Annotated in this window: 14 protein-coding genes; all 14 read right to left on the bottom strand. The window is 76.6% G+C overall.

What is annotated here, in order from left to right:
* Positions 1 to 22 precede the first annotated feature (22 nt).
* The 14 genes from IEY78_RS02420 to IEY78_RS02355 all read right to left on the bottom strand — a co-directional run bounded on the left by IEY78_RS02420 (position 23) and on the right by IEY78_RS02355 (position 24,139).
* Positions 23 to 976: a galactokinase gene (locus tag IEY78_RS02420; RefSeq protein WP_229699657.1), complete on the bottom strand. Its 954-nt coding sequence runs from the start codon at positions 974 to 976 to the stop codon at positions 23 to 25.
* Positions 973 to 2,838, bottom strand: coding sequence for a class I SAM-dependent methyltransferase (locus IEY78_RS02415; protein WP_189095836.1), 1,866 nt, complete (start codon positions 2,836 to 2,838; stop codon positions 973 to 975). Before IEY78_RS02415 ends, IEY78_RS02420 begins: the two co-directional genes overlap by 4 nt.
* A gap of 5 nt (positions 2,839 to 2,843) precedes the next feature.
* The gene (locus IEY78_RS02410) at positions 2,844 to 4,100 is read right to left on the bottom strand and encodes a glycosyltransferase (protein WP_189096172.1); all 1,257 of its coding nucleotides are present in this window, start codon (positions 4,098 to 4,100) and stop codon (positions 2,844 to 2,846) included.
* Between the two features lie 2 nt (positions 4,101 to 4,102).
* Complete coding sequence (locus tag IEY78_RS02405) at positions 4,103 to 4,894, bottom strand: alpha/beta fold hydrolase (protein ID WP_189095835.1); 792 nt, start codon at positions 4,892 to 4,894, stop codon at positions 4,103 to 4,105.
* 7 nt (positions 4,895 to 4,901) lie between these two features.
* Entirely contained in the window at positions 4,902 to 5,216 is a 315-nt protein-coding gene (locus IEY78_RS02400; RefSeq protein WP_189095834.1) for a phosphopantetheine-binding protein, read from the bottom strand.
* A complete protein-coding gene (locus tag IEY78_RS34775) occupies positions 5,206 to 9,792 on the bottom strand; it encodes a type I polyketide synthase (protein WP_189095833.1) in 4,587 nt (1,528 codons plus the stop codon). Before IEY78_RS34775 ends, IEY78_RS02400 begins: the two co-directional genes overlap by 11 nt.
* A gap of 67 nt (positions 9,793 to 9,859) precedes the next feature.
* A complete protein-coding gene (locus IEY78_RS02390; protein WP_189095832.1) occupies positions 9,860 to 16,888 on the bottom strand; it encodes a type I polyketide synthase in 7,029 nt (2,342 codons plus the stop codon).
* A gap of 426 nt (positions 16,889 to 17,314) precedes the next feature.
* Complete coding sequence (locus IEY78_RS02385; protein WP_189095831.1) at positions 17,315 to 18,253, bottom strand: 3-hydroxyacyl-CoA dehydrogenase NAD-binding domain-containing protein; 939 nt, start codon at positions 18,251 to 18,253, stop codon at positions 17,315 to 17,317.
* Between the two features lie 26 nt (positions 18,254 to 18,279).
* Positions 18,280 to 19,017 carry an acetoacetate decarboxylase gene (locus IEY78_RS02380; RefSeq protein WP_189095830.1) on the bottom strand — a complete coding sequence of 246 codons (738 nt, stop codon included), beginning with the start codon at positions 19,015 to 19,017 and terminating at the stop codon, positions 18,280 to 18,282.
* Between the two features lie 12 nt (positions 19,018 to 19,029).
* The gene (locus IEY78_RS02375; RefSeq protein WP_189095829.1) at positions 19,030 to 19,836 is read right to left on the bottom strand and encodes a crotonase/enoyl-CoA hydratase family protein; all 807 of its coding nucleotides are present in this window, start codon (positions 19,834 to 19,836) and stop codon (positions 19,030 to 19,032) included.
* Between the two features lie 52 nt (positions 19,837 to 19,888).
* Positions 19,889 to 21,058, bottom strand: coding sequence for a CaiB/BaiF CoA transferase family protein (locus tag IEY78_RS02370; protein ID WP_189095828.1), 1,170 nt, complete (start codon positions 21,056 to 21,058; stop codon positions 19,889 to 19,891).
* A 182-nt stretch (positions 21,059 to 21,240) separates the two neighbouring features.
* The gene (locus tag IEY78_RS02365; protein ID WP_229699694.1) at positions 21,241 to 22,146 is read right to left on the bottom strand and encodes a LysR family transcriptional regulator; all 906 of its coding nucleotides are present in this window, start codon (positions 22,144 to 22,146) and stop codon (positions 21,241 to 21,243) included.
* Between the two features lie 72 nt (positions 22,147 to 22,218).
* Positions 22,219 to 22,692, bottom strand: a complete 474-nt coding sequence (locus tag IEY78_RS02360; RefSeq protein WP_229699656.1) for an acyl-CoA thioesterase — start codon at positions 22,690 to 22,692, stop codon at positions 22,219 to 22,221.
* 217 nt (positions 22,693 to 22,909) lie between these two features.
* Positions 22,910 to 24,139 carry a S1 family peptidase gene (locus tag IEY78_RS02355; RefSeq protein WP_189095826.1) on the bottom strand — a complete coding sequence of 410 codons (1,230 nt, stop codon included), beginning with the start codon at positions 24,137 to 24,139 and terminating at the stop codon, positions 22,910 to 22,912.
* Positions 24,140 to 24,234: the final 95 nt, after the last annotated feature.

Below are 24,234 nucleotides of genomic sequence, written 5' to 3'. Positions count from 1 at the left end.
GGGGGAAGCGGGGCGGGTGGGGTCAGTCCTCGCGGCGGGCGGCGGACGTGACGCGGATCCGCAGCAGACGCGGTACGGGCAGGTCGCAGCGGCGGAAGGCGTCGATGACGGCGGTGCGGACGGCGGTGCGCCGCTCCGGGGGCATCAGCAGCAGGACGCTGCGGCCCGGGCGGGTGCCCGGCCAGGAGGCGGACCGGGCCCCGGCCGTGAGGGCTTCGCGGACCGCGGTGGCCAGGGCGGTGGCCGCCCCGGCGCCGTTGTCCGCAAGATCGCCGCCGGCAGGCGCGGTACGGGCCGTCAGGAGCAGCAGGCTGGGGGCGGGGCCGTCGTCGGGGGCCGGCAGCGGCCGGTCGGTGCTGCCGTCGGCGGCCAGCAGCCGGCCGGCGCGGCCGAAGAGCGCCGCGCGGCGCAGCCCGTGGTCGCCCGGTACGGCGGCGCCGAGGAGGTCCGCCAGTTCGGCGCGGGACAGCGGGCGGGCGCCCCGGGCGGCGTGGACGTCGGCGAGGGCGAGGGCGACCGCGCACTCCAGCGGTTCGGCGACGGGCAGCCCCACGGCGTCGGGCAGGGTAGCGTTCACGTGCAGGTCGGCGCCGCCCCGGCCGAAGCCGGCGGCGGCCAGCGCCCGCAGCACGGCGTAGGGGCGGGCCGCCCAGCCGGGGGCGGGGGCGGCCGGTCCGGTCAGGGGGAGTTCGGCGGACTCGGCCGGGTGGTTGAGCGAGCCGCAGCGGAGCAGTCCGTCGGCGCGCGGGGAGACGGCCGCGGCGACGTACCAGTTGGCCGCCGCGACCCAGTCGGTCCGCGGGGCCGCCGCGGCCGGTGGCGGACCGGGGTCGACGGCGGAGGCGGCGAGCCGGAAGGCGTACGGGGCCCGCCACACCGCGCCGGGCGGCCGCCCGTAGGTCGTCGCGAAGCCGTGGGCGAGCAGCCTCAGCAGCGGGTCGGCGGTCACCCGCCGGGCCAGGTCCACCGCCCTCACCCCAGTGCTTTGCGGGCCAGCAGCCGGTAGGCGTTGCCGCCGTCGGTGGCCCGGGCCGCCACGGTGCCCAGGGCGTCCAGCGCGAAGGCGGCGGCGTAGCAGGGCACCACCGCGGCCTGGACGGTGCGGCGGGCGGCGCGGCGGGCGGGGGTGTCGGGGACGGTGGCCCAGGGGGCCCGCGGGTCGGGGGCGAGCCGGTTCGCGAGCAGGGCGACGGCCGCGAGGAAGTCGCCGTTGCCCTGGTGGGCGGCGCCGTGCTGCTCGGCGAGGACGGTGAAGCCCCGGGCGGCCAGGGCCTGTTTGAGGTTGCCGACGGGCATCAGGTGCTGGTGCTGGGGCTGGAACCAGGGCAGCCAGTAGGGGCCGAGCAGCCGGCCCGTACGGGACTCGGGGTCGGGCAGCTCGATCAGGAGGTGGCCGCCGGGGGCCAGGACCTTGACGGCGGCGTCGAGTTCGGCGAAGGGGTCCCTGGTGTGTTCGAGGTAGTGGTGCATGCTCACCGTGTCGTAGCGGCCGGCGAGCCGGTCGGCCAGGTCGGGGAACTGGCCCTGGTAGGCGGTGGTGATCCAGCCGCGGCGGGCGGCCTCGTGGACCCCCTCGCCCATGTCCAGGCCGTCGAAGCGGGTGTCGGGCCACACGGTGCGCGCGGCGTTGCAGAAGTGGCCGGCGGCGGTGCCGACGTCGAGCCAGGCCCGGGGGGTGGTGAAGGGCCGCAGCAGGGCGGCGCGGTCGCGGTAGGTGCCGCTCATCCGGCCCAGGACCAGGGCTGCGCCCTCGCCGCCGAGGCCCTCGTAGAAGTCGCGGTAGTAGAAGTCCAGCCCTTCCGGGGTGAGGCGGGGGTTCTGGAAGACGTGGCCGCAGCGGCGGCACTCCTCCAGGGTGAAGCGGCCGGGCTTGCCCTGGAGCAGGTCGGGCATGCGGACCCGCACGGTGAGGTCCGGCGCTGAGCACCAGGGGCAGTCGGTGCGGCGGGGTTCGAGGAACCGCTCGGTGCCGGCGGCGAGTTCGCCGGTGTAGGCCGCCCGGCGGTCCGCCCCGTCGACGGGTTCGGGCGGTTCGGCGGCGGGCGTCGCCAGGGTGCGCAGGGCGGTGGTCAGGGAGCGCAGCGGGCGGGCGGCGGTGTCGCGGGCCAGTCCGGCGGGGCGCAGCCCGCGGCCCGGGGTGAGTACGGCGACGGGCTGCAGCCAGTACAGGGCGGCCGCGGCGGTGCCCCAACGCGGCGCCGAGACACAGCACTTGACCAGCAGGGCGAGGCCGGCGAGCCGGGCGGCGGACAGCAGGGCCGGCGGCAGACCGCGGGCGCGCAGCTCCTCGGCGTGCTCCCCGGGGCCGGGCGGCGGCGCCGTCAGGCCGGGGGCGAGGGCCCAGCCGGTGGCGTCCGGGGCGTACTCCTTGAGGGTGCGCACGAGGCGGAGCAGGTCGGCCGGCGAGCGCGGCGGCTCCCCGGCGGCGAGCCCGGCCCGTCCGAGGACCTCGTCGGTCACCAGCAGCGCACGGCCCGCGCCGTGGCCCGGGGCGCAGCGGTCGGTGCGGTGGGCCGCGGGGTCGAGCAGCCGCAGCAGCCCGAGCGCGCTCTCGGCGTCCAGCCGCGCCGGGATGAGGTCCAGGACCTGGAGTCCTTCGCGCACGGCGTGGGCGACCGCGGCGTGCAGGGTCGCCGGGTCGGCCGTGACACCGGGCGCGGTGAGCAACCGCCAGCCCAGCGGCGGCGCGGGGTCCGGCCCGGAGTCCTGGGGTGCGGGGTCGAGGGCGGGCAGCGCGGCGAGGCGGCGGCGGGCGCGTACGGTGCCCGCGCCCAGGGCGGTGCAGGCGGCGGCCGCCGCCCATCGCGTGCGTCGTCCCGAACGGTGCGCTCGCGTCATCTGGCTCACGGTCCCTTCTCGGTCACGGTGCGGACGGCGCCGCGGCGGGACAGCTGCGGGCGCTGCCCGTGCGGCAGTTTCTCCAGGCGGTCGGCGGCGGCGGGGGCGCCGCCCGCCGCGGCGAAGGACGCCTGGATGCGGCGGGCCGCGCGGCGGTGCGCCGGGTCGTCGAGGACGGCGGCCAGGGCCCGGTGGAGTTCGTCGGCGCGGGCCCGGCCGAAGCGCACCCGGACGCCCGCGCCGGCCTCGGCGACCTGGCGGGCGACGATCGGCTGGTCGTCGCGGACCGGCGCCACCACCAGCGGCAGCCCGTATGCGAGGGCCTCGCACACGGTGTTGTGGCCGCCGTGGCACAGCACCGCGTCCAAGTGCGGCAGTAATTGCAGCTGGGGGACGTACTCCTGGTGCACCAGGTGGGGCGGGACGGCCCCGACGAGGTCGCCGGGGGCGGCGAGGATCAGCTGGGCCCGGTCGGCGAGGGCGTCCGCGGCGCGCAGCACGGCGGGGTAGAAGCGGGCGCCCGCCTCGCGGTTGAGGGTGCCCAGGGAGACCAGCACCCGCGGCCGGGCGGGATCCAGCCGGTGCCAGGGAAAGCCGGTGGTCGTCGGGCGGGCGCCGAAGGCGGGGCCGACGAAGGCGTAGTGGGGCGGGTATCCGGGCGCCTCCGCTGCGCCCGGGCCGGCCGGGTCGGGTCCGGCGGCGCCGATGAGGGCGGGGGTGGAGAAGACCAGGACGAGGTGGGGCGAGAACCGCGGGTCCCAGCCGGCGGGGGCGCCGCAGTCGGCGAGCAGCGCCGCGATGCTCTGCGCCACCCACTCCCCCACCTTGGGGACCCCGGCGAACGGCCGGGTGAACTCCGCGGACGTGGTCGCCGAGGTCGCCCAGGGCAGGCCGTATCTGCGCGCCACCACGGCCCCCGCGAGGGCCTGTTGGTCGGCGACCAGCACATCGGGCCGGAACGCGGCGACGGCGCCGTGCACGCCGGGCAGCATGGCGCGGGCCAGCGGGATGAGGACGTCCGCCCACAGGAACCGCAGCGCGGCGACGCCCCGCAGATCGCGCCAGCGCGCGTGCAGGACGTCATGGCCCCCGGCCGCGCCCCGGTCCCCCGCCGGGTACAGCAGGGCGCCCGCGGGGAGCAGCGGCTCCAGGGCGGCGGCGGGTCCGGTCCAGGCGACCTGGTGGCCGCGGGCGGTGAGTTCGGCGGCGACGGCGACGGTGGGGTTGACGTGCCCGGCCAGCGGCGGGACCACGAAGAGCACTCTCATCCGGCCACCGCCCCGGCCCGGGCGCCCAGCCGGGCGAGCAGCGCGGCGCACAGCCCTTCGGTGGCCTCGTTGAGCACGGTGTGCCCCACCCCCGGCAGCACGCACAGCTCGCAGTCCGGTGCGGTGCGCGCCAGCTCCCGTGCGCCGGGCAGGAGTTCGGAGTGCGCGCCGTAGACGGCGAGGACCGGGCACTCCAGGCGGGCGAAGTCGCGGGCGGTGAAGGCGGTGGCCGCGGCGAGGTCCTCGATCAGGGTGGTGCGGTTGAGCAGGGCGTCGGCCCCGGCCGCCAGCCGGGCCTCCTTACGGCGCCCGAGCGCGGCGAGCTGTTCGGGCAGCCGGCTGTCCTCCAGGCCCAGGGCCGCGACGGAGAGGGTGTCGGTCATGTCCGCCACCCAGTCGCCGGTCAGCTGGGCGTCGATCAGTACCAGCGAGGCGACCAGGTCGGGGCGGCGGAGCGCGGTGTGCAGGGCGAGCACGCCGCCGTAGCTGTTGCCGACCAGGTGGACCGGGCGGCGGTCGAGTCCGAGGGCGGCGAGCAGGGCGGTGAGGTCGGCCAGCGCGGTGTCCCGGTCGTAGCCGTCCGGGGGCCGTTCGCTGCGGCCGTGTCCGCGCTGGTCGTAGAGGAGCACCGGGTGGCCGGCGCGGGAGACGGGGCCGGCGAGGGTGCAGTAGAAGCTCGACAGGTTGTCCATCACCAGTCCGTGGAGGAAGACCACGGTGGGGCCGTCGCCGCGTCCGGGCAGCCGCTGGGTGTGCAGGCGCAGCCCGCCTGCGGAGGTGTGGGCCATGGCGCGCTCAGCTCGCGCAGGCCCGGCCGGCGGTGACCCGGTCGACGTGGACGGCGAGTTCACCCACCGACATGGCCAGGATCTGGTCGATGTCCTTCTCGGCGAGGAAGCCGAGGAAGTCCACCGCGGAGCCGTAGCGCTCCTGGAGCAGCTCGGCCAGGGCGACGAACTCGATGCTCTCCAGGGCCAGATCGTCGTTGAAGGTGGTGGCGGGGCCGATCTCGCCGACGACGAGGAGTTCCTCGCCGACGACGCTCACCAGCATGTCGGTGATCTCGTCCACGATCGTCCGGGTGCGCGCGGTGAGGGGCTCAGCTGCCATGGATGACCTCCGGGGATGTGGGGGTGCCGGCGCCGGTACGGTCCGCGGGCCGCGGCCCGGTCCAGGCGACGACATGGCGTGCGGACGGGTCGTGCACGGAGTCGAGGTGGACGAGGTGGCGGTGGCCGTCCGGGGCGGTCACCCACAGGGCGCCGCCCGTCGCGGGCGTCACGGCCCAGGCCTGCGGGCGGTCGCCGAGGCCGGTGCCCGCCGCCTTCGCCGCGGCCTGTTTCGCGCACCACAGCGCGGTGGGCCAGTGGGCCCGGCCGCCGTCGGCGTCGCGGGCGTGGAGGCCGTCCGCCAGGCGGCGTTCGGCCGGGGTGAGGGCGATCCGTTCGAGGGCGCGCGGATCCTCGGAGACGGTCTCGACGGCGACCCCGACGGGGCCGGTCCGGTGGGCGAGGGCGACGGCGAGCCGGTCCGTGTGGGCGAGCGAGAGGTGGATGCCGCGGGTGAGCGGGCCGTCGGGGCGCGGGCGGCCGTGGTCGTCGTCGACGACGGCGACCTCGGCCGGGAAGACCGGACCGGCGCCCTCCGCCCACAGCAGTTCGCGGACCGCGTCCTTGGCCGCGATCCGGCCCAGCAGCCACGCCGTGCGGGTGTGCGGCGCGCGGCCCTCGTAGCGTGCGCGTTCGGCCGCGCCCAGATAGCGGCGCATGACCAGTTCCTGCGAGGCCGGGTCCGACCAGCGGCGCCGGGCCAGGCACCAGCCGCCCGGCCGGGCCTCGCCGATGCCGCACACCTCCGGGGTAAACTTCATCGGCCACACCCGCTCGTCGGCACCGAAGCGCCGGTACGTCCAGCCCTCCAGCCGCGCCCAGACGGTGCCGTCGGCGCGGCACAGTTCGACGTCGCCGCGGACCGTACCGGGCCGTACCGCGCGGATCCGGGCGGTCGCCGCCAGCAGGGCGCCCGCGGGGGGCGGGGGCCCGTGCAGCCGTATCCGCTCCAGGGTGGCGGGGAAGACCAGCCGGTCGCCGGAGAGCTTGCACTGCATCCAGTGGCCCAGGAGTTGGCCCGCGGCGTCCAGGAGGGCGCCGGGTGCGGGCAGGGCGCGCAGCGTGCCGCGGATGCCGTCGGCGGCGAGCGTGGCGACCTCGTGGACGCCGGCGAACTCCGGGCCGTGGAACATCCAGCGGTCCCGGTAGAGCGCGGCCGCGCTGACCGGCGCGGGCCCGCCGGAGGTCAGCGGCGAGGGGTCGGGGGGCGGCGGGGCCGGGTGGTGTGCCGCGAGGTGGACGGTGACGGTGGCGTAGTCGCCGAGGTCGACCCGTATCCGGCCGTCGCCGGCGGGGGTGGCGGTGACGGGCAGGTCGACGGGCGGGGCGACGGGCAGCCAGCGCAGGGCCCGTACGTCGGAGTAGCCGGTGACGGTCTGCCCGGGGGCGAGGAGCCGGGCCTCCTCGGCCGCCAGTTCGAGCAGGGTGGTCATCGGCACGACGGGGAAGCGGTCGGCGGGCTCGGGCCAGTCGTCGGGCTGGAGGTAGACGCAGTGGTCGCGGACGTACGGGAGGGTGTCGAGGGAGAGGTGGCGGACGGTGCGGCGGGGGGCGCCGGGCGGCGCGGCCGGGTGGGCGGGCGGCGCGGGGGTGGCGTGGGTGGCGGACGTGGCGTGGGTGGCGGACGCGGCCTGGGTGGCGGATGCGGCGGCCGCTGCCGCCACGGTGCGGGTGGCGGCGCGGGTCTCGGCGAGGAGTGCGTCCAGGGCCTGTTGGACGGGTGCGGCGGCGGGCGGGCCGGGGGGCGGCAGCGCTCCCCCGCCCCCTCCCCCTCCTCCCCCTTCGGGGGAGGGGGCGGGGGGTGGGTTCGGGGGTGGGGGTGGGCCCGCGGGCGCGAGGAGTCCCGTCAGGCCCGCGGTGGCGTCCAGGCGGACGAGCGGTGAGCCGAGGTCGAGTCGGACCTGCGGGCCGGAGGCCGCCGAGCCGATGGCGGGCTCCGGGCGGGTGGCGGACGCCGCGGGCGGGGCGGCGCCGGCGGGGCCCGCGAGCCGGTCCCAGCGCGGGCTGAGCCCCTCGGCCCACAGGGCGGCGGCCAGCCGGCGCAGCGGGGCCGTTCCGCCGTCGCGGGAGCCGGCCGCCGCCACCGCGAGGTGGTCCTGCCCGTGGAGGGTGTCGGCCACGAACCCGGTGAGGCTGCCGGCGCCGACCTGGACGAAGGCGCGCACCCCCGTCTCGTACAGCCGCCGGGTCAGCTCCTGGAAGCGGACCGGCTCCAGCAGGTGGCGCAGCACCAGCCGGCGTACCGCGGAGGGCTCTTCGGGAAAGGCCGCGACGCTGGTGGCCGACCACACGGGCAGCTGCGGGTCGCGTTGCGGCAGGGCGTCGAAGGCGGCGCCCACCTGGTCGAGGTAGGGCGCCCACATCGGCGTGTGGAAGCCGGAGCGGAAGGGCATCTCCTGGGCCCGGACGCCCTGCGCGGCCAGGCGGCGGGCGGCCTCGGCCAGTTGCCCGGAGTCCCCGCAGATCACCGACTGGTGCGGGCAGTTGTCATGGCTGACCGCGACCCGGTCGAGTCCGGTCAGCGCCTCGGCGGCCTGTGCGGCGCCGCAGCCCAGGGCCGCGTAGACCAGGTCCGGCACGGCGAGGGAGGTGGGCCGCAGCGAGCCGAGGAAGGCGTCGACGGCGTGCGGCGGGTACATGCCGGCGACCACCATCGCGGTCCATTCGCCGAGGCTGTGGCCGGCCAGCAGGTCGGGGGCGATGCCCAACTCGCGCAGCGCGCGGGCGAGCAGCCGCCCGGTGGTGAGGGTGTCGACGGCCCGCTCGACCAGTCCCTCGCCGCCGGTGACGTGGGGGCGGGGCAGGTCCAGCAGGTCGGCGATGTCGTCCACCGGGGGCGGCAGCTCCGCCTCCAGCCCCGGGAAGAGGAACGCGAGCCGCGCTCCCGGCTCCGGGGCGTACGGCCCGAAGAACGGCGCCGGGGTGAACCACACCTCGCCGCGGCCGCGCCATGGCAGTGCGCGCGCCACGATCTTGGCGGCCAGGGCGCGGCGCTGCGGGGTGGGGTCGGGCAGGGCGAGCCGGCAGGGGCGGTGGTGGGCGGGCACGCCGGTGTCCGCGCCCCGGTCCCCCGCCTTGCGCAGTTCCTCGGCGAGTTCGGCGGGGGTGTCCGCGGTGAGCCAGAAGGTGCGCTCGGGTTCCGTGGTCCGCAGCGGGGAGCCGCGGCGTACGGGCGGTGCGTCGGGGCGGAGCCGTCCCGGTGCCTCCTCCAATACGGCGTGCGCATTGATCCCGCCGAAGCCGAAGGCGTTGACGCCCGCCCGCAGCGGCTGCCGTCCGGCGTCCCAGGGTTCGGCCGCGGCGACCGGGCGCATCCGGGTGCGCGCCAGGTCCTCGTGCGGCTCGTCGAGGTGCGGTGTCGGCGGCAGGGTGCGGTGGTGGACGGCGAGGGCGGCCTTGATCAGGCCGGCGATGCCGGCGGCCTGCATGGTGTGGCCGAGGGTCGACTTCACCGAGCCCAGGCCGACCGGCGCCCGGCCCGCCCCGGGAGCGCCGAACACCCTTGCCAGGGTGGCGAGTTCGGTGCGGTCGCCCACCGGGGTACCGGTGCCGTGCGCCTCCAGCAGCCCGAGCGCGCCGGGGGCCAGCGGGTCGAGGCCCGCGCCGTGCCACGCCTGTTGGAGCGCCTGCACCTGGCCCTCGACCTGCGGGCTCATCAGGCTGGAGCTGCGCCCGTCCCCGGCCACGCCCACCCCGCGGATCACCGCGTAGATCCGGTCCCCGTCGCGCTCGGCGTCGGCCAGCCGCTTGAGGAGCACGACGCCGGTGCCCTCGGAGAGCAGGGTCCCGTCGGCCCGGCGGTCGAAGGGGCGGATGTGCTGGCTGGGGCTGAGCGCGCGCAGCTGGGTGAAGACGCTCCACAGGGTGGCGATATGACAGTGGTGCACGGCGCCGGCGACCACGAGGTCGCAGCGGCCGGCCGCCAGCAGGTCGACGGCCTGGCCCACGGCCAGCAGGGAGGAGGCGCAGGCCGCGTCGAGGGTGTAGGCGGGGCCGCGGAAGTCCAGCCGGTTGGCGGTGCGGGCTGCGGTGAAGCTGGGAACCAGGCCGATGGAGGCCTCGGGCGCCTCGGGGCCGAGGCCCGCCTGAAAGGCCTCCCGGACGGCCGAGATCTTCTCCTCGCCCAGTTCCGGGGCGAGTTCGCGCAGCGTGGCGGCGAGCTGGTGGGCGGTGCGGACGCGCTGGTCGAGGCGGGCGGTGGCGACCCCCATGTAGCCGCCGCGGCCCAGGATGACGCCGATCCGCGAGCGGTCGGCGGGCAGCCGCTCCTGGCCGCCCGCGTCGGCGATGGCGTCGGCGATGACCCGCAGGGCGAGCAGTTGGTCGGGCTCGGCTCCCGGGACGGCGGCGGGCATGATGCCGAAGCGGGTGGGGTCGACGAACGCGTGCTCGTCGAGGAAGCCGCCGCGCCGGCAGTAGAAGCGGTCGCTGCGGACGGGGCCCTCGGCGCCCCGGGGGTCGTAGTAGACGTCCGGGTCCCAGCGGCCGGGCGGCACCTCGGTGAGGCAGTCGGTGCCGGCCACCAGGTTGCGCCAGTAGGCGGCGAGGTCGCCGGCGCCCGGGAAGAGCGCCCCCATGCCGACGATCGCGGCATCCGCGGGCCGGGGCCCGGCAGGCCCTGCCCCACCGGGCCGTGCCGCCGCCTCACTCATCGTCCGCCGCCCCGCCGTCGGCCTGCGCCGCCAGCACGACCTGGGCCGCGGTGCCCCGGGCCAGTTCGTCCAGGAGGGCGGCGGCCGCGGCGTCGGGGTCCAGGAGCGCGATGCCGCGGCGGGCGTAGGCGCGTTCCAGTTCCTCGGTGACCATGCCGCCGCCGGTCGCGGCCCAGGGGCCCCAGTCGACGGCGAGGACGCGGCCGGGCGCCCGGGCCGACCAGGCTCCGGCGAGGGTGTCCAGGGCGTCGTTGGCGGCGGCGTAGTCGGCCTGGCCGCGGTTGCCGAAGACCCCGGCGACGCTGCCGAAGAGGACCAGGAACCCGGTGTCGTCGCCGGCCGCCGACAGCAGGTGCCGGGCACCGTCCACCTTGGTGGCGAAGACCCGGGCGAAGGACGCCGGATCCTTGTCCCGCAGCAGCTTGTCCTCCAGGGTGCCGGCGCCGTGCACGATCCCGTCGAGACGGCCGTGCCGGGCCCGGATGTCGTCCACCACGGCGCGTACGGCGCCCTCGTCGGTGACATCGGCGGCGTGGTAGCGCACGGAGGCGGCGAGCGGCTCCAGCGCGGCGAGGGTGGCGGCGATCTCGCGGCGGGCCAGCACCCGGCCGGCCGCTGCCTCGATCTCGGCGGGCCGGCGCAGGCCCTGGGCGATCAGCGCGGCGCGCAGCGCGATCCGGTCGTGGGCGTGCGCGAGCGCGGGGTCCTCGGGGGTGGCCTCCAGGGGGGTGCGGCCCAGGAGTTCGATGTGGCAGCCGTGCGCGCGGGCCAGGGCGAGGGCCGTACGGGCGGTGATCCCGCGGGCGCCGCCGGTCAGCAGCACCACCGAGCCGGGGCCGAGCGGCGGCCGGCCGGTGGCGGCGCGGTCGCGGGGCAGCGGTGCGGCCACCGTGCGCAGGGTGGTGCGCGTGCCCCGGGCGTGGCCGACGACGGCCGGCTCGCCGGGGGCGCACAGTTCGGCGAGGAGGTGGGCGGCGATCCGTTCGGGGCGGTCCTTGGGGTCGAGGTCCACGGCGCGGATCAGGGTGTCGGGGTATTCGAGGGCGGCGGTGCGGGCGAAGCCGCGCAGCCCGGCGCCGGGCAGCGGGTCGGGGAGGTCCCCGGCGGCGTCCAGGCCGAAGGTGCCGCCGGCCGCGGTGGCCAGCAGCAGCCGGCCACAGCCGCCGGTCAGCGCGCCGCGCAGGGCGGCGAACCGGCCGGGCAGCACGGCCCCGCGGCCCGCCCGCAGCGCGCTGAGGTCCACGACCCCGTCCACCCCGTCGGCGATGAGCGCGGCCAGCCGCTCGGCGGGGACGGTGCGCACCCGTGCGCCGTGGCTCTCCAGGAGGGCGGTGAGCGCCACCGCCACCCCTTGGCCGTCCTCGACCACGGCGAAGTCGAGCCCGGCCACGACCTCGGCGGGCGGGCGGCCGGCGGGCGGGCCGAGGGGGACGGCCCGGACGAGGGAGCGGGTCGGGGGCAACGGGCCCGGGCCGCCGCCGGGTTCGTCCGGTCCGGCCGGGCCGGGGGTCAGCGGTGCGGGGGCGGCGGGAGCGGGGGCCGGTGCGGAGGGGGCCGGTGCGGGCTCGGGGCGGGCGGCCGCGATCCAGTCGACGATGCCGCTGATGGTCTTGACCCGGGCGAGTTGCTCCACCGCCGACTCGGTGGCCCCGTCGGCGTCCTGCGGGAGTCCGATCCGGTCGGCCAGCGCACCAATGATCTCCACCCGCTTGATGGAGTCCACCGAGAGGTCGGCCTCCAGGTCGAGCCCGGCGTCCAGCATCTCGCGCGGGTAGCCGGTCCGGGTGTGGATGATCTCCCGTACGGTGTCGAGGAGTTGCTCGGGGCTCAGCCACTCGGGCCCGGCGGGCGAGGGCGCGGGGACGGCGGGCGCCGCCACGGGTACGGCGGGGGCCTCGGCGCGGGAGTCCTCACGGGCCGGTGCGGGGTACGGCGCAAGGACCCCGTCCGCCGATGCTGCCCCCGCGCCCTCCCCCAAGTACCGCAGTACGACATCCCGTTGGGCGGCGACCAGCTCCCGGGTGGTCCGCAGGTACTCCAGCACCGCGTCCTGCGGGGCGGGGCCGCCGGCCGCCGCGTCCGGCGCGTGCGCCGCGGACGGACCGGCCTGCGCGGTGTCGACCCGCCGTGCCGGGCGCAGCCCGCCCGGCAGGCAGGCGCCGTCGGCGGTGCGGACCAGATGCCCGTCCACCAGCCATCCCGGGCGGCGCGGCGCGGCCTCGGGCAGGATCCGGGTACGCCCGTGGAACAGGGCCTCCGGGTCGAAGGGGACCCCGGCAGCGGCGAGCCGGGCCAGGACGTGCGGCAGCCGGGCCAGCGCGGACTCGCCCGGTACGTCCAACGGCACGGCGGTGTGCGGGCGGTCGCCCAGGATCTGTCCGACGAGCCCCGTCAGGACCCGCCCGGGACCGGCCTCCACGAAGGTGCGCACCCCGGCGGCGTACATGTCCTCGATCTGGTCCACGAAGCGCACCGGCGCGGCGACCTGGTCCGCCAGGGTGCCGCGCAGCGCGGCCGGGGTGCGGTCGTAGCGGCGGGCGGTGGCGCCGGACCAGACGGGGACGGCGGGCGCGCGGACCTCGGTGGCGTCCAGTGCGGCCGCGAGGGTCTCGCGGGCGGTGGCGAGCTGCGGACTGTGGAAGGCGCAGGCGACCGGCAGCCGCCGGGCGTCGACCCCCGCCGCGCGCAGGGCCGCCACGGCGCTGTCCACGGCGTCCGTGGGGCCCGAGATCACGCTCTGGGCGGGGGCGTTGTGGTTGGCGACGACGACACCGGTGGCATCGGTGGCGCCGGTTACGCCGGTCAGCGCAGCCACCCGGTCCGGTGTGGCCACCACGGCGGCCATCGCCCCGGGGTCGTCCCCGGCGGCCGTGAGGATCGCCTCGGCGCGGCGGGCACTGAGCCGCAGCAGCGCCTCGGTGTCGAAGGCGCCGGCCGCCCACAGGGCGGTCAGCTCGCCGTAGGAGTGCCCGGCCGTGCAGTCGGGGCGCACCCCGAGGGCGGTGAGCAGCCGGAACGCGGCGGCGGAGGCGAGGCCGAGGGCCGGCTGGGCGACGCGGGTGTCGGTGAGGGCCGCCTGCTGCGCGGTCCGCTGCTCGAGGGTGAAGGCGGCGGGCGGGAACATGGCCGCGGTCCACTGCGGGTCGGCACCGTCCAGGAGGGCGCGCAGCGCGGGGAAGGCGGTGAACAGCTCGGCCAGCATGCCGGTGCGCTGGCTGCCCTGGCCGGGGAAGAGGAACGCGACCTGACCGGGGTCGGCGTCGCGGGGGCGCGGGTGGACCCCGTCGGCGGCGGTGCACGCGCGGGCCGCCGCCAGCTTTCCGGCGAGGTCGTCGAGGTCCTCGGCGATCACGCAGAGCTGCACCGGCCCCGGCGCCGCGGCGGTCTCGGCGGCCAGGTCGCGCAGCGGCCACGGCCGCCCGGCGGCGTCGTTGGCGGCCAGCCGCGCGGCGAGGCGCTCCACGGCCCGTACGGCGGCGGCGCGGTCGGCCCCGCGGAAGCAGAAGAGTTCGGCGGGCCACTCCTCCAGGGCGTGGGCGGGCTCCGGCGCCCCCGCGTAACCGGCCAGCACGGCGTGGTAGTTGGTGCCGCCGAAGCCGAAGGCGCTCACGGCGGCGATGCGCCGCTCGGCGGGGACGGGCCAGGGGCGGGCGCCGCGGGTGTCGAAGCGGAAGGGGCCGGCGGCCGCGGCGTCGTCCGCGGCCGGGCGGGTCAGATGCAGGGTCGGCGGCCGCACGCCGGTGTGCACGGCGCGGGCGGCCTTGATGAGTCCGGCCAGGCCGGCCGCGCATTTGGTGTGCCCGATCTGCGATTTGACCGAACCCAGCGCGCAGCTGCCGGGCTCCGCGCCCGCCTCGTCGAACACCTCGGTGAGGACGCCGAGTTCGGTGGTGTCGCCGACGACGGTCCCGGTGCCGTGGGCTTCGAGCAGGCCCACCTGCGCGGGGCTGATCCCGGCGCGCCGGTAGGCACGTTCCAGGGCGCGCCGCTGCCCCTCGGGCCGGGGGGCGGTGAGGCCGAGGGAGCGCCCGTCGCTGGAGGTGCCGACCGCCTTGACGACGGCGTAGATCCGGTCGCCGTCCCGCTCGGCGTCCGCGAGGCGCCGCAGCACCAGCGCGCCGACGCCCTCGCCGAGCGCGATCCCGTCGGCCGCGGCGTCGAAGGGGCGGCAGCGGCCGGTGGGCGACAGGGCACGGACGGAGGCGAACATCAGGTAGTCGTTGATGCCGTTGTGCACATCGGCGCCACCGCACAGGACCATGTCGGCGTCGTGGTCGCGCAGTTGCCGGCAGGCCAGGTCGAGCGCGGCGAGCGAGGAGGCGCACGCGGCGTCCACGGTGCAGTTGGCGCCGCCCAGGTCGAGTCGGCCGGCGATCCGGCCGGCGATGACGTTGGCGAGCACGCCGGGGAAGGAGTCCTCGGTCAGGCGCGGCAGTTCGGCGTCGAGGGCGGGCGGCAGTGCGCCGAGGTAGCCGGGGTGCAGCGCGCGCAGCCCGTAGGCGCCGGCGAGTTCGGTGCCCGCCTCGGCGCCGAAGACGACGGCGGTGCGGGCGCGGTCGAAGTCCCGCTCGGCGTATCCGGCGTCCGCCAGGGCCTTGGCCGCGGCGTCGAGGGCGAGCAGCTGCACCGGTTCGACGGCGGTGAGGGAGGCCGGGGGGATGCCGTGCGCGAGGGCGTCGAAGGGGATCGGGGGCAGGAAGCCGCCCCAGCGCGAGGGGGTGCGCTCGCCCGCCCGCGCGGGGTCCGGGTCGTGGTAGGTGGCGGCGTCCCAGCGCCCGGCGGGCACCTCGGTGACGGAGTCGACGCCGTGGACGACGTTGGACCAGTAGCGGGCGGTGTCGGCGGCGCCCGGGAAGCAGCAGGCCATGCCGACGATGGCGATGTCCAGCGGCGCCGCCTCGGGGCCCGGTGCCGCGGCGGGCGGCCGGAACCGCCGGGCGCGCGCGGCGAGCAGGGCGGTGGCGCCGTCGGTCACATCGGTGTGCAGCGCGGCGACGGTGGTGGTGGCGCTGCGGGTGGTGGCGGCCTGGCCCAGCATGTACAGGCCCTCCCGGCGCTGTTCCGGCTCCGCCACCGCCGCCGGGCGCCCGCCGTCGGTGTGCCGCAGGCCCTTGCTCGCCAGCCGCAGCCGGCCGAGGTTGCGCCGCTCCAGCTCCTCCCAGCGGGCCCGCGGGTCGGTGCCGTCCGCGGCCAGCCGGCGGGCGGCCGCCGCGAATTCGCCGGCGTAGGCGGTGTCGGCGCAGCGGGTGGCGTGGCCCGGCGCGGTGCGCAGCAGGACGGTCCGGTCGCAGGCCAGGGCGGTCTGCTGGAAGCCGGGGACGACGGCGCCGGTGGCCACGGCCTCCTGGGTGAAGAGGTAGGCGGTGCCCATCAGGACCCCGAGGGTGGCGCCGCGTGCGGCGAGCGGGGCGGCCGCCGCCATGGCCATGGCCGCCGAGCGGGCGTCGTGGATGCCGCCCGCGAAGAGCACGTCCAGTTCCTCCGCGCTGCCGCCGTGCGCCCGGGCGTGCTCCAACAGCCGCTCGATCTGCTCGTCCCACAGCGGGAAGCTGGCCCGGGGGCCGATGTGGCCCCCGCACTCCTGCCCTTCGAAGACGAATCGGCGGGCGCCCTCGGCGAGGTAGCGGGTCAGCAGGCCGGGCGCCGGGACGTGCAGATAGGTGCGGGTGCCGGCCGCTTCGAGGGGCGCGGCCTGGGCGGGCCGGCCGCCGGCGATCAGCGCGTACTCGGGGGCGAACTCGGCCACCGCGGCGAGCTGTTCGGTGCGCAGCGCGGGCGGGGCGAAGCCGAGCAGGCCGACGCCCCAGGGCCGCTCGCCCAGCCGCTCGGCGGTCTCGGCCAGCAGCCGGCGCACCTGGTCGCCGTCCATGACGGCCAGGGCGAGAAAGGGCAGCCCGCCCTCGGCGGCCACGGCGGCGGCGAAGGCGGCCCCGTCGCTGACCCGGGTCATCGGCCCCTGGGCGACGGGGAGATGGCGGGCGCCGGGGCGGCGGTCCAGCGGGCGGGTGCGGGCGGCCGCGGTGAGGTGGTCGGTGAGGGCGGCGCGGACGGCCTGCACGATGCCGGCGGTGGTGTGGTGGCGCGCGGCGAGCCGGGCGGCGAACGCGCCGTCCTGGCCGACGGGGAGCAGCTGGACGGACAGATCACGGGTGCCGAGGAGACCGGTGAGGCGGGCGGGTTCCATGTCCTGGACGGCATCGGGCGCGCCGCCCGCGCGATCGGCCGGGTCGGCGCCGGGCGGGGCGAAGTCGGGCCGCCGCAGGACCCGGTGGCCGGCCAGGAGCGTGGTCTCGCTGCCGTCCATGGCGCGGAGCGCGGCGGCCACCGCCCGGGGCAGCCGGTCCGCGCCCTCGGTGGTGAGCGCGAGCTGGGAGTCGAGCAGCACCCCGGCGGCCCCGCCGGCGACGGCCGCGGCGGCGCTGTGCACACCGATGCCGCCGGCGGCGACGACGGGGACGGTCACGGACGGGTCGGCCAGGATCCGCTGGAGCAGCACACAGGTGGTGAGTTCGCCCACCCGGCCGCCCGACTCGTGGCCGCGGGCGACCAGCGCGGTGACGCCGGCGGCGCATGCCGCGGCGGCTTCCTCGGGGGTGGTGACCTCGGCCCATACCCGGCGGCGTCCGCCGTCGGCCCACTCCCGCGGGCCGGGTACCGCGGCCTCGGCGGGCCGGCCGCCGCGCGGGGCGGGGGCGGCGTAGGCCCGCGGATCGGCGAGCAGCACGGTGTCGACGGTGTCGGGCAGATCGCCGGGGGTGCAGGGGCAGCCCACCGGGATGCGCACGCCGTGGGGCAGCGGTCCGGTGCGGGCCAGCGCCGTGCGCGCCGCGTCGGCGTCCCGGCCGAGGTCCAGCAGGCCGAGCGCGCCCGCGCGGGCGGCCGCCACGACGATCCGTTCGCCGGGCTCCTCGAAGGGCGAGAGCACGACGACGAGATCCCGTGCGCAGACCTCGGGCGGAGGTCCGGCGGGGGCGGACGATCGGGGGCGGGGGGTGCCGGGGAACGGGGGCGGGGGGACCACGGGCGCTCCTTCTGCCGGAGGGGGGCGTACACGCTGACCACTGCCACCTGCGCTACCGAGTGGTAGCCCGCTTGCCGCGTTGCATCGTGGGGCCACCCCCCTGCACTGTCAACGCATCTGCGCCAGGCGGTAGTTGATTCCGCCAAGGTCACCGGGGCGCCCGGTCGGCCCGCCGTGGCGGCCGCCTTCCGCGCTCCGAGGTGCACCGCCGCGCCGGGCGTCCGGCCGCACCGGACCCGGTGCACCGCCCCGTCGAGCAGGGCCGCTCCCCGCCCGGCCCGCCGCTTCCCCACTGCGGTGCGGCACAAGGCCGCTGCCCACACGCCGTCACACCGGCGCCCCCGGGCCCCGCGATCCCCACCGGCCCGTTATCGCCCACCGGCCCCAGGGGTGGCCGATAACCGCTTCCCCTCGCTCCCCCGGCGGTCAGGGCGCCGAGGTCTCCCGGAGGGCGGCGAGGACGGCGAGCTGCTTGCGGTCCCGCTCCCGGCCGAGGTCGCGGTAGGAGCGCGAGCCGTAGGCGTCCTCGACGGCCCCGATGAGCCGTTCGGTCTGCTCGGGGCCTCCCTCCGGGCGGCCGAGGGAGTCCCACATCTCCCGCATCGACGGGCCGATGTGCTCGGCCATGTGCCGGTAGCCACCGGGGCCGCCGCCCAGGTGGGCGCCGAGGAAGGGCCCCACCACCGACCAGCGCAGACCGAGCGAGTTCACCATGATCGCGTCGAGTTCCGACGGGCTGACCACGCCCTGCTCGACCAGGTGGATCGCCTCGCGGCTCAGCGCGTTCTGCAGGCGGTTGCCGACGAAGCCGGGGATCTCCTTGCGCTCCACCACCGGGACCCGGCCGACCGAGCGGTAGAAGTCCACCGCCCGGCTGACGGCGTCGGCGCCGGTGCGCCGGCCGGGCACCACCTCCACCAGCGGGACGAGGTGCGGCGGGTTGAACGGGTGGCCGACCAGGATCCGTGCGGCGTCGTCGAGGCCGTCGGTGAAGTCGCTGGCGGGGATGGCGGAGGAGGAGCTCAACAGGAGGGCGTGGGAGGGCGCTTCGCGGATCAGGGTGGTGAAGAGCGCGCGCTTGAACCCGGTGTCCTCCGGGCCGCTCTCCTGCACCACATCGGCGTCGCGCACGGCCTCGGGGACGCCGTCGGCGAGGTGGACCCGGTCGGCGAGGCCTTCGGTGTCCAGGCCCTGCCGGGCGAGCTGCGGGGCGGCGTCCGCCAGTGCCGAGGCGACGGCCTCGGCGAGATCGGGGCGCGGGTCGGTGACGTGCACCCGCAGTCCGTGCCCGGCGAACAGGGCGGTCCACGAGAGTCCGATGGTGCCGGCGCCGACCACCGCCACGGTGGAGTAGGGCGTGCTCATGGCAGGGGCTTCCTTCCGTACGCGGGTCAGTGGGCGAGGTAGTCGTGCACCGGCGTGACCGGCGCCAGGGTGAGGTCGGTGAGGAGGTGGCTGGCGGAGACGATCTCGCGCACCGGCAGATCGGCCATCGGGGCGAGGGCGTGCGCGCACAGCTGCAGCCGGGCGGGGCCGGTCCAGGCGCCCTTGACGACCACGTCGGTGATCCGGGTGCGCACCAACTGGGCCACCTGGGGCGCCCCGTCGTAGCCCGGCACCAGCTTGAGCAGGTAGGTCGGCACGGTGATCTGCGCGGCCGCCTCCTCGGGGTCCAGCTCGTGGTGCTTGTAGCCCATGGTGGCGGTCGCCACCCGGACCGAGCCGTGGTCGAGGACGCCTACGAGCGCGCCGTGGTCCACGTACAGGGCGGGTGATCCGGCGGTCTTCGGATAGGCGCTCGCCTCGCGCCCGGAGACCGTGGCGGGGAAGTTGTCGAGGTACATGGCGTGCAGGTACTCGCCGCGCTCGCCCTCGTAGCGGACCGGGATGGCCTGGCCGGACTCGGTGTAGGGCCCGTACCCGGAGACATCGCCCATCCGCATCACCTCGAAGCGGACCAGCGGCTCGTCGATCTCCAGCGGCTCGGGGACCACCGCGCGCAGCGCGTCGTAGTCGGTGCGGTAGACGATGTTGAGGTACTCGCGGTCGGTGAAGCGCGGGTTGACGGGGGGATACGCCGGGTTCCCCAGCGGGGTGGCGTGGTGCCGGACGACGTCGTGCTGCTGCATGAGCTGCTCTCCTTACTTTCCCTGCCAGACGGGGGCGCGGCGCTCGGCGAAGGCCGTCATGCCTTCCCGTACGTCGGCGGAGGCGGCGAGGGCCGCCGTCCGACGGCGCTGGGCGGCGAAGGCGGCCGGCTCGGGCGAGCCGTCGGCGGCGTGCACGATCTGCTTCACGGCGGCGAGCGCGAGCGGGGCGTTCGCCGCGAGCCGCGCGGCCCACTCGAGTGCCGTGGCGACGGCCTCACCGGCCGCGACGACCCGGCCCGCGATCCCCAGCTGGCCGGCCCGCTCGCCGGACATCGGCTCCCCGGTCAGCAGCAGCTCCATGGCCAGGTGGTACGGGATCCGCTTGGGCAGCCGGATCGCCCCGCCGCCGGCCGCGACGAGGCCGCGCTTGACCTCCGGCAGGCCGAACCGGGCATCGGCGGCGGCCACGATCAGGTCGCAGGCCAGGGCGAGTTCGAAGCCGCCGCCCATGGCCCAGCCCTCGACGGCGGCGATCAGCGGCTTGGCCGTCACGGTCTCGGTCAGCCCGCCGAACCCGCGGCCCGGTATCTCCGGCGATTCACCGGACAGCGCGGCCTTGAGGTCCATCCCGGCGCTGAACGTGCCCTCGGCCCCGGTCAGCACGCCGACCCGCAGCGCGGGATCATCCTCCAATTCATCGACCGAGGCGGCGAGTTGGGCCGCCATGGCGGCGTTGACGGTGTTCCGGGCGCGGGGCCGGTCGAGGGTGATGAGGAGCGTCGTGCCGATCCGCTCGGTGCGGACGACGCGGGAGGTGTCGGGGCGAGGGGCGGGGGTGGTGTCGGGTGCGGCGGTCATGTGCGGGCCCTTCGGGGTCAGGGGTGTGCGGGGGCGGCGGGGTGTACGGCCGTCACCGGCGGACCGCGGCCAGTTCGTCGAAGACCTCATCGGTGTGCTGGCCGGGCAGCGGGGCCGGCCGCCGGACGGAGCCCGGGGTGGCCGAGTAGCGCACGGGGATGCCGATCGAGCGGATCGGGCCCTCGCTCGGGTGCTCGACCAGGTCGAGGAGGTGGCCCTCACGGACGTAGGGGTCGTCGGCCGCCCGGTCCAGCTCCAGCACCGGCGCCATCGGGATGCTGTGCTCGGCGCAGACCTCCTCCCACCGCGCGGTGGTCAGGGCGGGTGCGGAGCGGGCCACCAGTTCCAGGAGCGGGTCGACGTCGGCGTCCTCGATGGCCGGGCCCGCCACCCGGGGGTCCGCGGCCAGATCGGGGCGGCCGGCGGCGGCGAAGAAGTCGCGGTAGTTCTGCGGGGAGTACGGCACGATGCAGGCGAGCCCGTCGGCCGTGGGGACGGCCTGGTGGCCGCGCTTCATCGACAGGGAGAAACCGGTGGGGCCCTCGGCCGGCTCGTAGACATGGCCGGACAGGTGCTCCACGAGGTTGAAGGCGAGCAGGGTGTCCGTCATGGGGACTTCGATGTGCTGGCCGCGCCCCGTGCGGTCGCGGTGCACCAGCGCGGCCAGCACCGAATAGACGATGGTCAGCGCGGCGACCTTGTCACCGATGATCGTCGGCAGGTAGACGGGCCGGCCCAGCGCCCGGTTGGCCACGTCCACCAGGCCGGAGGACGCCTGCACCGTTTCGTCGTAGGCGGCGTGGCCCGCACGGGCGGAGTCGCCGCGGAAGCCCTGGGCGTGGGCGTAGACCAGTCCGGGGTGGCGCTCGGCGAGATCGGCATGGGTCAGGCCGAGCCGGGCCAGCGCGCCGGGGCGCATATTGGTGATCAGCACGTCGGCGGTGCCGATGAGGGCGAGGGCGCGCGCGTGGTCGGTCTCGTCCTTGAGGTTCAAGGAGACGCTGCGCTTGTTGCGGTTGACGTTCAGGTTGAGCGGAGTCATCCCGGGCGTGATGCGGTAGGGGCCCGACCGTACGGTGTCCGACGGCGACTCGATCTTGATGACGTCGGCACCCAGGTCGCCCAGGATCTGGGCCGCGTAGGGACCCATCACCACCGTGGACAGATCGATCACCCGCACGCCGTCCAACGGGCCGTCGGCGCTTTCGGTCGTGGCGTCCATGTCGCTCCCACCAGAAGTAGATGTACTGCGAATCTTTCTGACTTCGACAGTAGGCGCGACACGGTGGAATGAGAACGATCAAGAAACGAAGAAGGGCATGACCACAGCGGTCATACCCTTAGCGGTCATAGCCCTGGGTCCGGACGGTGCGGGTGCGGGCGCAAGTGCGGACGCGCACCGGCTCAGGCGAACAGCTCCTCGGCGAAGATGCGCCGCGACGCGCCGACGAGCGCTTCGAGGTCGCCGCCCGGCTCCGCCCGGTCCTTGCGGTAGAGCAGCCCGGTGGCCAACTCGGCCCGGAAGTCCACCACCGGCAGCACGGTGACATTGTCCAGCCGGTGCCGATGCATCGGACTGTCCGGCGACAGCATCGTCATCGTGAAGGCGATTCCCCCGGAAACCAGTTCCGAAGTCCCCGCGTAATCGGAACTGTTGAGGCGAATTCTCTTCTTCAGACCCGCGGAATGCAGCCGGGTATCGATTTCGTCGAAATACGCGGGCAGGGCCTCGGACGCGATGGTCACACAGGGGAACTGCTTCAGTTCGTCCAGGGTGACCGACTCCCGGCCCTCGAACCGGTCGGCGGGCACGGCCGCCCCGAGCCGTTCGCGCATGACCTCGATGAGGCCGAGCCCGGCACCGGCGACCGGCAGCCGGACCAGCGCCAGAGCCAGCCGTCCGTCCCGGACCGCCTCGGCCAGACCACCGGAGCGGCCGGGCCAGCGCTTGAGTTCGCAGGTCTCCCGGCAGGCCTCCGCCAGCTCCCGGACCCGGCCGCGGAGCGCGGGATGCACCCCGGACGGCATGCCGATGAGCAGGGTGGCGCGCTGCGGACTAACAGCCTCCCGCAGCCGCCAGGGTATGGCATGGACGCGTTCGAGCACCTCGCGCGCCATAGGCAGCAACGCGGCGCCGGCCGGGGTCAGTTCGACATGATGCGTGGTGCGGTCGAAGAGCGTCTGGTCCAGCTCGCGTTCCAGATCCTTGATCCGCTGGCTCAGAGGCGAGGCCGCCATGTGCAACCTGCGTGCCGCCTGGGAGAAATTCAGCTCTTCGGCCACCGCCACGAAGTAGCGCAGGTGCAGCATGTCCACGCGCCCACACTACCCGCGCCGGCCGGCGCGCCCCACGGCCCGGGCGCGCCGCGCACGGCACGCCCGTCACTCCGCCGGGAGCCCCAGCAGCGAGGGGTCGTCGGCCAGTTCACGGAAGGCCGCCCGCGGGTCGGCCAGCAGCTTGCGCGTGGTCAGATCGAGCAGTCCGCAGACGGCGCTCACCTCAGCGGCCACCACCCCGTCCGCCGTGCGCACGGTCTGCTCGATCCGGAACGTCTTGCCCTCGCCCCAGACGAACGCGCAGCTCACCTCGGTCTCGTCCCCGGCCCGCAGCTCCCGCCGGTAGCGGATGGTGGTCTCGATGGTCACCGGGCCGATGCGCCGGTCCACCATGGTGCTCTGCCGGATCCCGCTCGCCTGCAGCAGCGACCAGCGGGCGTGCTCGGCGTACTGGAGATACACACTCTGGTTGAGATGCCCCTGAGTGTCCGTCTCATAGCCACGCACCGTAATGCCCACGGCGAACGGCTCCGCCCCCTCATCGGCAGTGCCCGCCGCCGTACCCGCCACATCCGCCACGATCGCTCCGCTCGCCGAAGGTTGTCCCCTGACCGAGAGCCGACCCTAGGCCGAGCCGACCACCATGTCGACGATCATCCGGAGAGCGGGACGAAGTGCTCAGATCCGGCACGCCCTTGTGGTGTTCTTGAGGCGCGCAAGAACCGATACGACCCGGTCTTCCACGAGGCACCGGCGGCCGGGCCCGTACGAGCCGAACCGAGCCCAGCCGCGCCCGTCAGGGGCTGCCCGTTTTCAGGCGGAGGTTCCACTTGGTGAGGGCCTCGCCGATGGGCTGGAAGATGGTGAGGGTGGGGCCGCCGAAGTTGCCGCAGGTGGCGGGGCCGCCTCCGGAGTGGACGCCGAGCGCCATCGGGGCGCTGGGCTGGGTGACGTACGAACCGCCCGAATCGCCGGGCGCCGAGCAGGCGTTGGTGAACGACAGGCCCTCGATGACCGTGTTGCCGTAGTCCACGGTCTGGTCGACCCGGGTGATCTGCCCGCAGTGCCAGCCGCTGCTCTGCCCGGAGCGGCACATCGACATCCCGACCAGCCCCTCCTGGTAGCCGGTGACGGCGACCGGCGTACCGCCCTGGCCCGCCACGTTCGCGCTCACGGTCCAGCCCGGCCCGTCGACCCCGACCAGCCCGAAGTCGCCCTCGCGCCCGTTGACGCTGTGCCCGCCGCCCTGGTTGGACATCCCCAGGAGGCTGCCGTCCTTGCCGTAGGCGGCCTGGTCGGGGGTGAGGGTGCAGTGGCCGGCCGTCAGAAAGCCCTGGAAGTCGCCCGGCCCGGTCACCGAGAAGCCGATGGAGCAGATGCCCTCGCTGCCGGGCATCCAGCGCTCGCCGCCCACCACCGAGCCGCCCTGCTGGCGCGGCGTCTGGTCGCTGCGCTCGACGGTGACCGGGATCCTCGTCCGCGCACCGAGGCCGCGGACGGTCCGCTCGAAGGCGTCGGTCCGCGGGCCGCGCCGGGTGCGCGCGACCCGGAGCACGACTCCGTTGGCGCGCTCGTCCACCCCCCACCCGGTGACGCCCGGCACGCCGTGGCCGGCCCGGTGGGAGATCCGGCGGACGAGCCCGCCGAGCGCGGCCCGGCTGTGCGGCACCGTCCTGGCCACCGCGCCGACATCCCGTACCCTCCGCGCGTCGGCGGCGCCGGTGACCGCGACCACGAGCCGCCCCGTCGCGGGATCGAACCACATGCCGGCGGGCGGCGCGCTCAGCGCCCGGCGCACGGCGGCCACCGAGCGGTGCGCTTCGGCCTCCTGCGCGAGCCGGGTCCGCACCTGCGCCGCCGACAGCCCGAGGTCGCGCCGCATCGCGTCGAGCATGCCGCGCGGCGCGGGCTGGGGCGACGGGTCGGGCCGGGGCCCGGCGTGTGCCGGTCCGATCGGGCCGGCCGCCACCAGGACGGCGGCCACGGTCGCGCCCCAGAGGGCTGCCAGGCGAAAGCGGCGTTCCATCGGGGGTCTCCTCGCGGTGTCGGGTGCACGTCGGATCCGATGGAGCGAGCCTGCGCGACACCACGACGTGCGGCACGAGGGCGACCCCGGGCAGC

Source organism: Streptomyces kronopolitis (genome assembly GCF_014646275.1).
In the GTDB taxonomy this organism is placed as follows: Bacteria; Actinomycetota; Actinomycetes; order Streptomycetales; family Streptomycetaceae; genus Streptomyces; species Streptomyces kronopolitis.
The sequence above is the reverse complement of the archived record's forward strand: the minus strand, read 5'-3'. Positions and strand labels throughout refer to the sequence as shown.

Bases quoted from the DNA above. Each gene is read 5' to 3' on its own strand.
- IEY78_RS02415 (WP_189095836.1), bottom strand. From the start codon at position 2,838: ATGACGCGAGCGCACCGTTCGGGACGACGCACGCGATGGGCGGCGGCC.
- IEY78_RS02405 (WP_189095835.1), bottom strand. From the start codon at position 4,894: ATGGCCCACACCTCCGCAGGCGGGCTGCGCCTGCACACCCAGCGGCTG.
- IEY78_RS02400 (WP_189095834.1), bottom strand. From the start codon at position 5,216: ATGGCAGCTGAGCCCCTCACCGCGCGCACCCGGACGATCGTGGACGAG.
- IEY78_RS34775 (WP_189095833.1), bottom strand. From the start codon at position 9,792: ATGGGGGCGCTCTTCCCGGGCGCCGGCGACCTCGCCGCCTACTGGCGC.
- IEY78_RS02385 (WP_189095831.1), bottom strand. From the start codon at position 18,253: ATGAGCACGCCCTACTCCACCGTGGCGGTGGTCGGCGCCGGCACCATC.
- IEY78_RS02380 (WP_189095830.1), bottom strand. From the start codon at position 19,017: ATGCAGCAGCACGACGTCGTCCGGCACCACGCCACCCCGCTGGGGAAC.
- IEY78_RS02375 (WP_189095829.1), bottom strand. From the start codon at position 19,836: ATGACCGCCGCACCCGACACCACCCCCGCCCCTCGCCCCGACACCTCC.
- IEY78_RS02370 (WP_189095828.1), bottom strand. From the start codon at position 21,058: ATGGACGCCACGACCGAAAGCGCCGACGGCCCGTTGGACGGCGTGCGG.
- IEY78_RS02365 (WP_229699694.1), bottom strand. From the start codon at position 22,146: ATGCTGCACCTGCGCTACTTCGTGGCGGTGGCCGAAGAGCTGAATTTC.
- IEY78_RS02355 (WP_189095826.1), bottom strand. From the start codon at position 24,139: ATGGAACGCCGCTTTCGCCTGGCAGCCCTCTGGGGCGCGACCGTGGCC.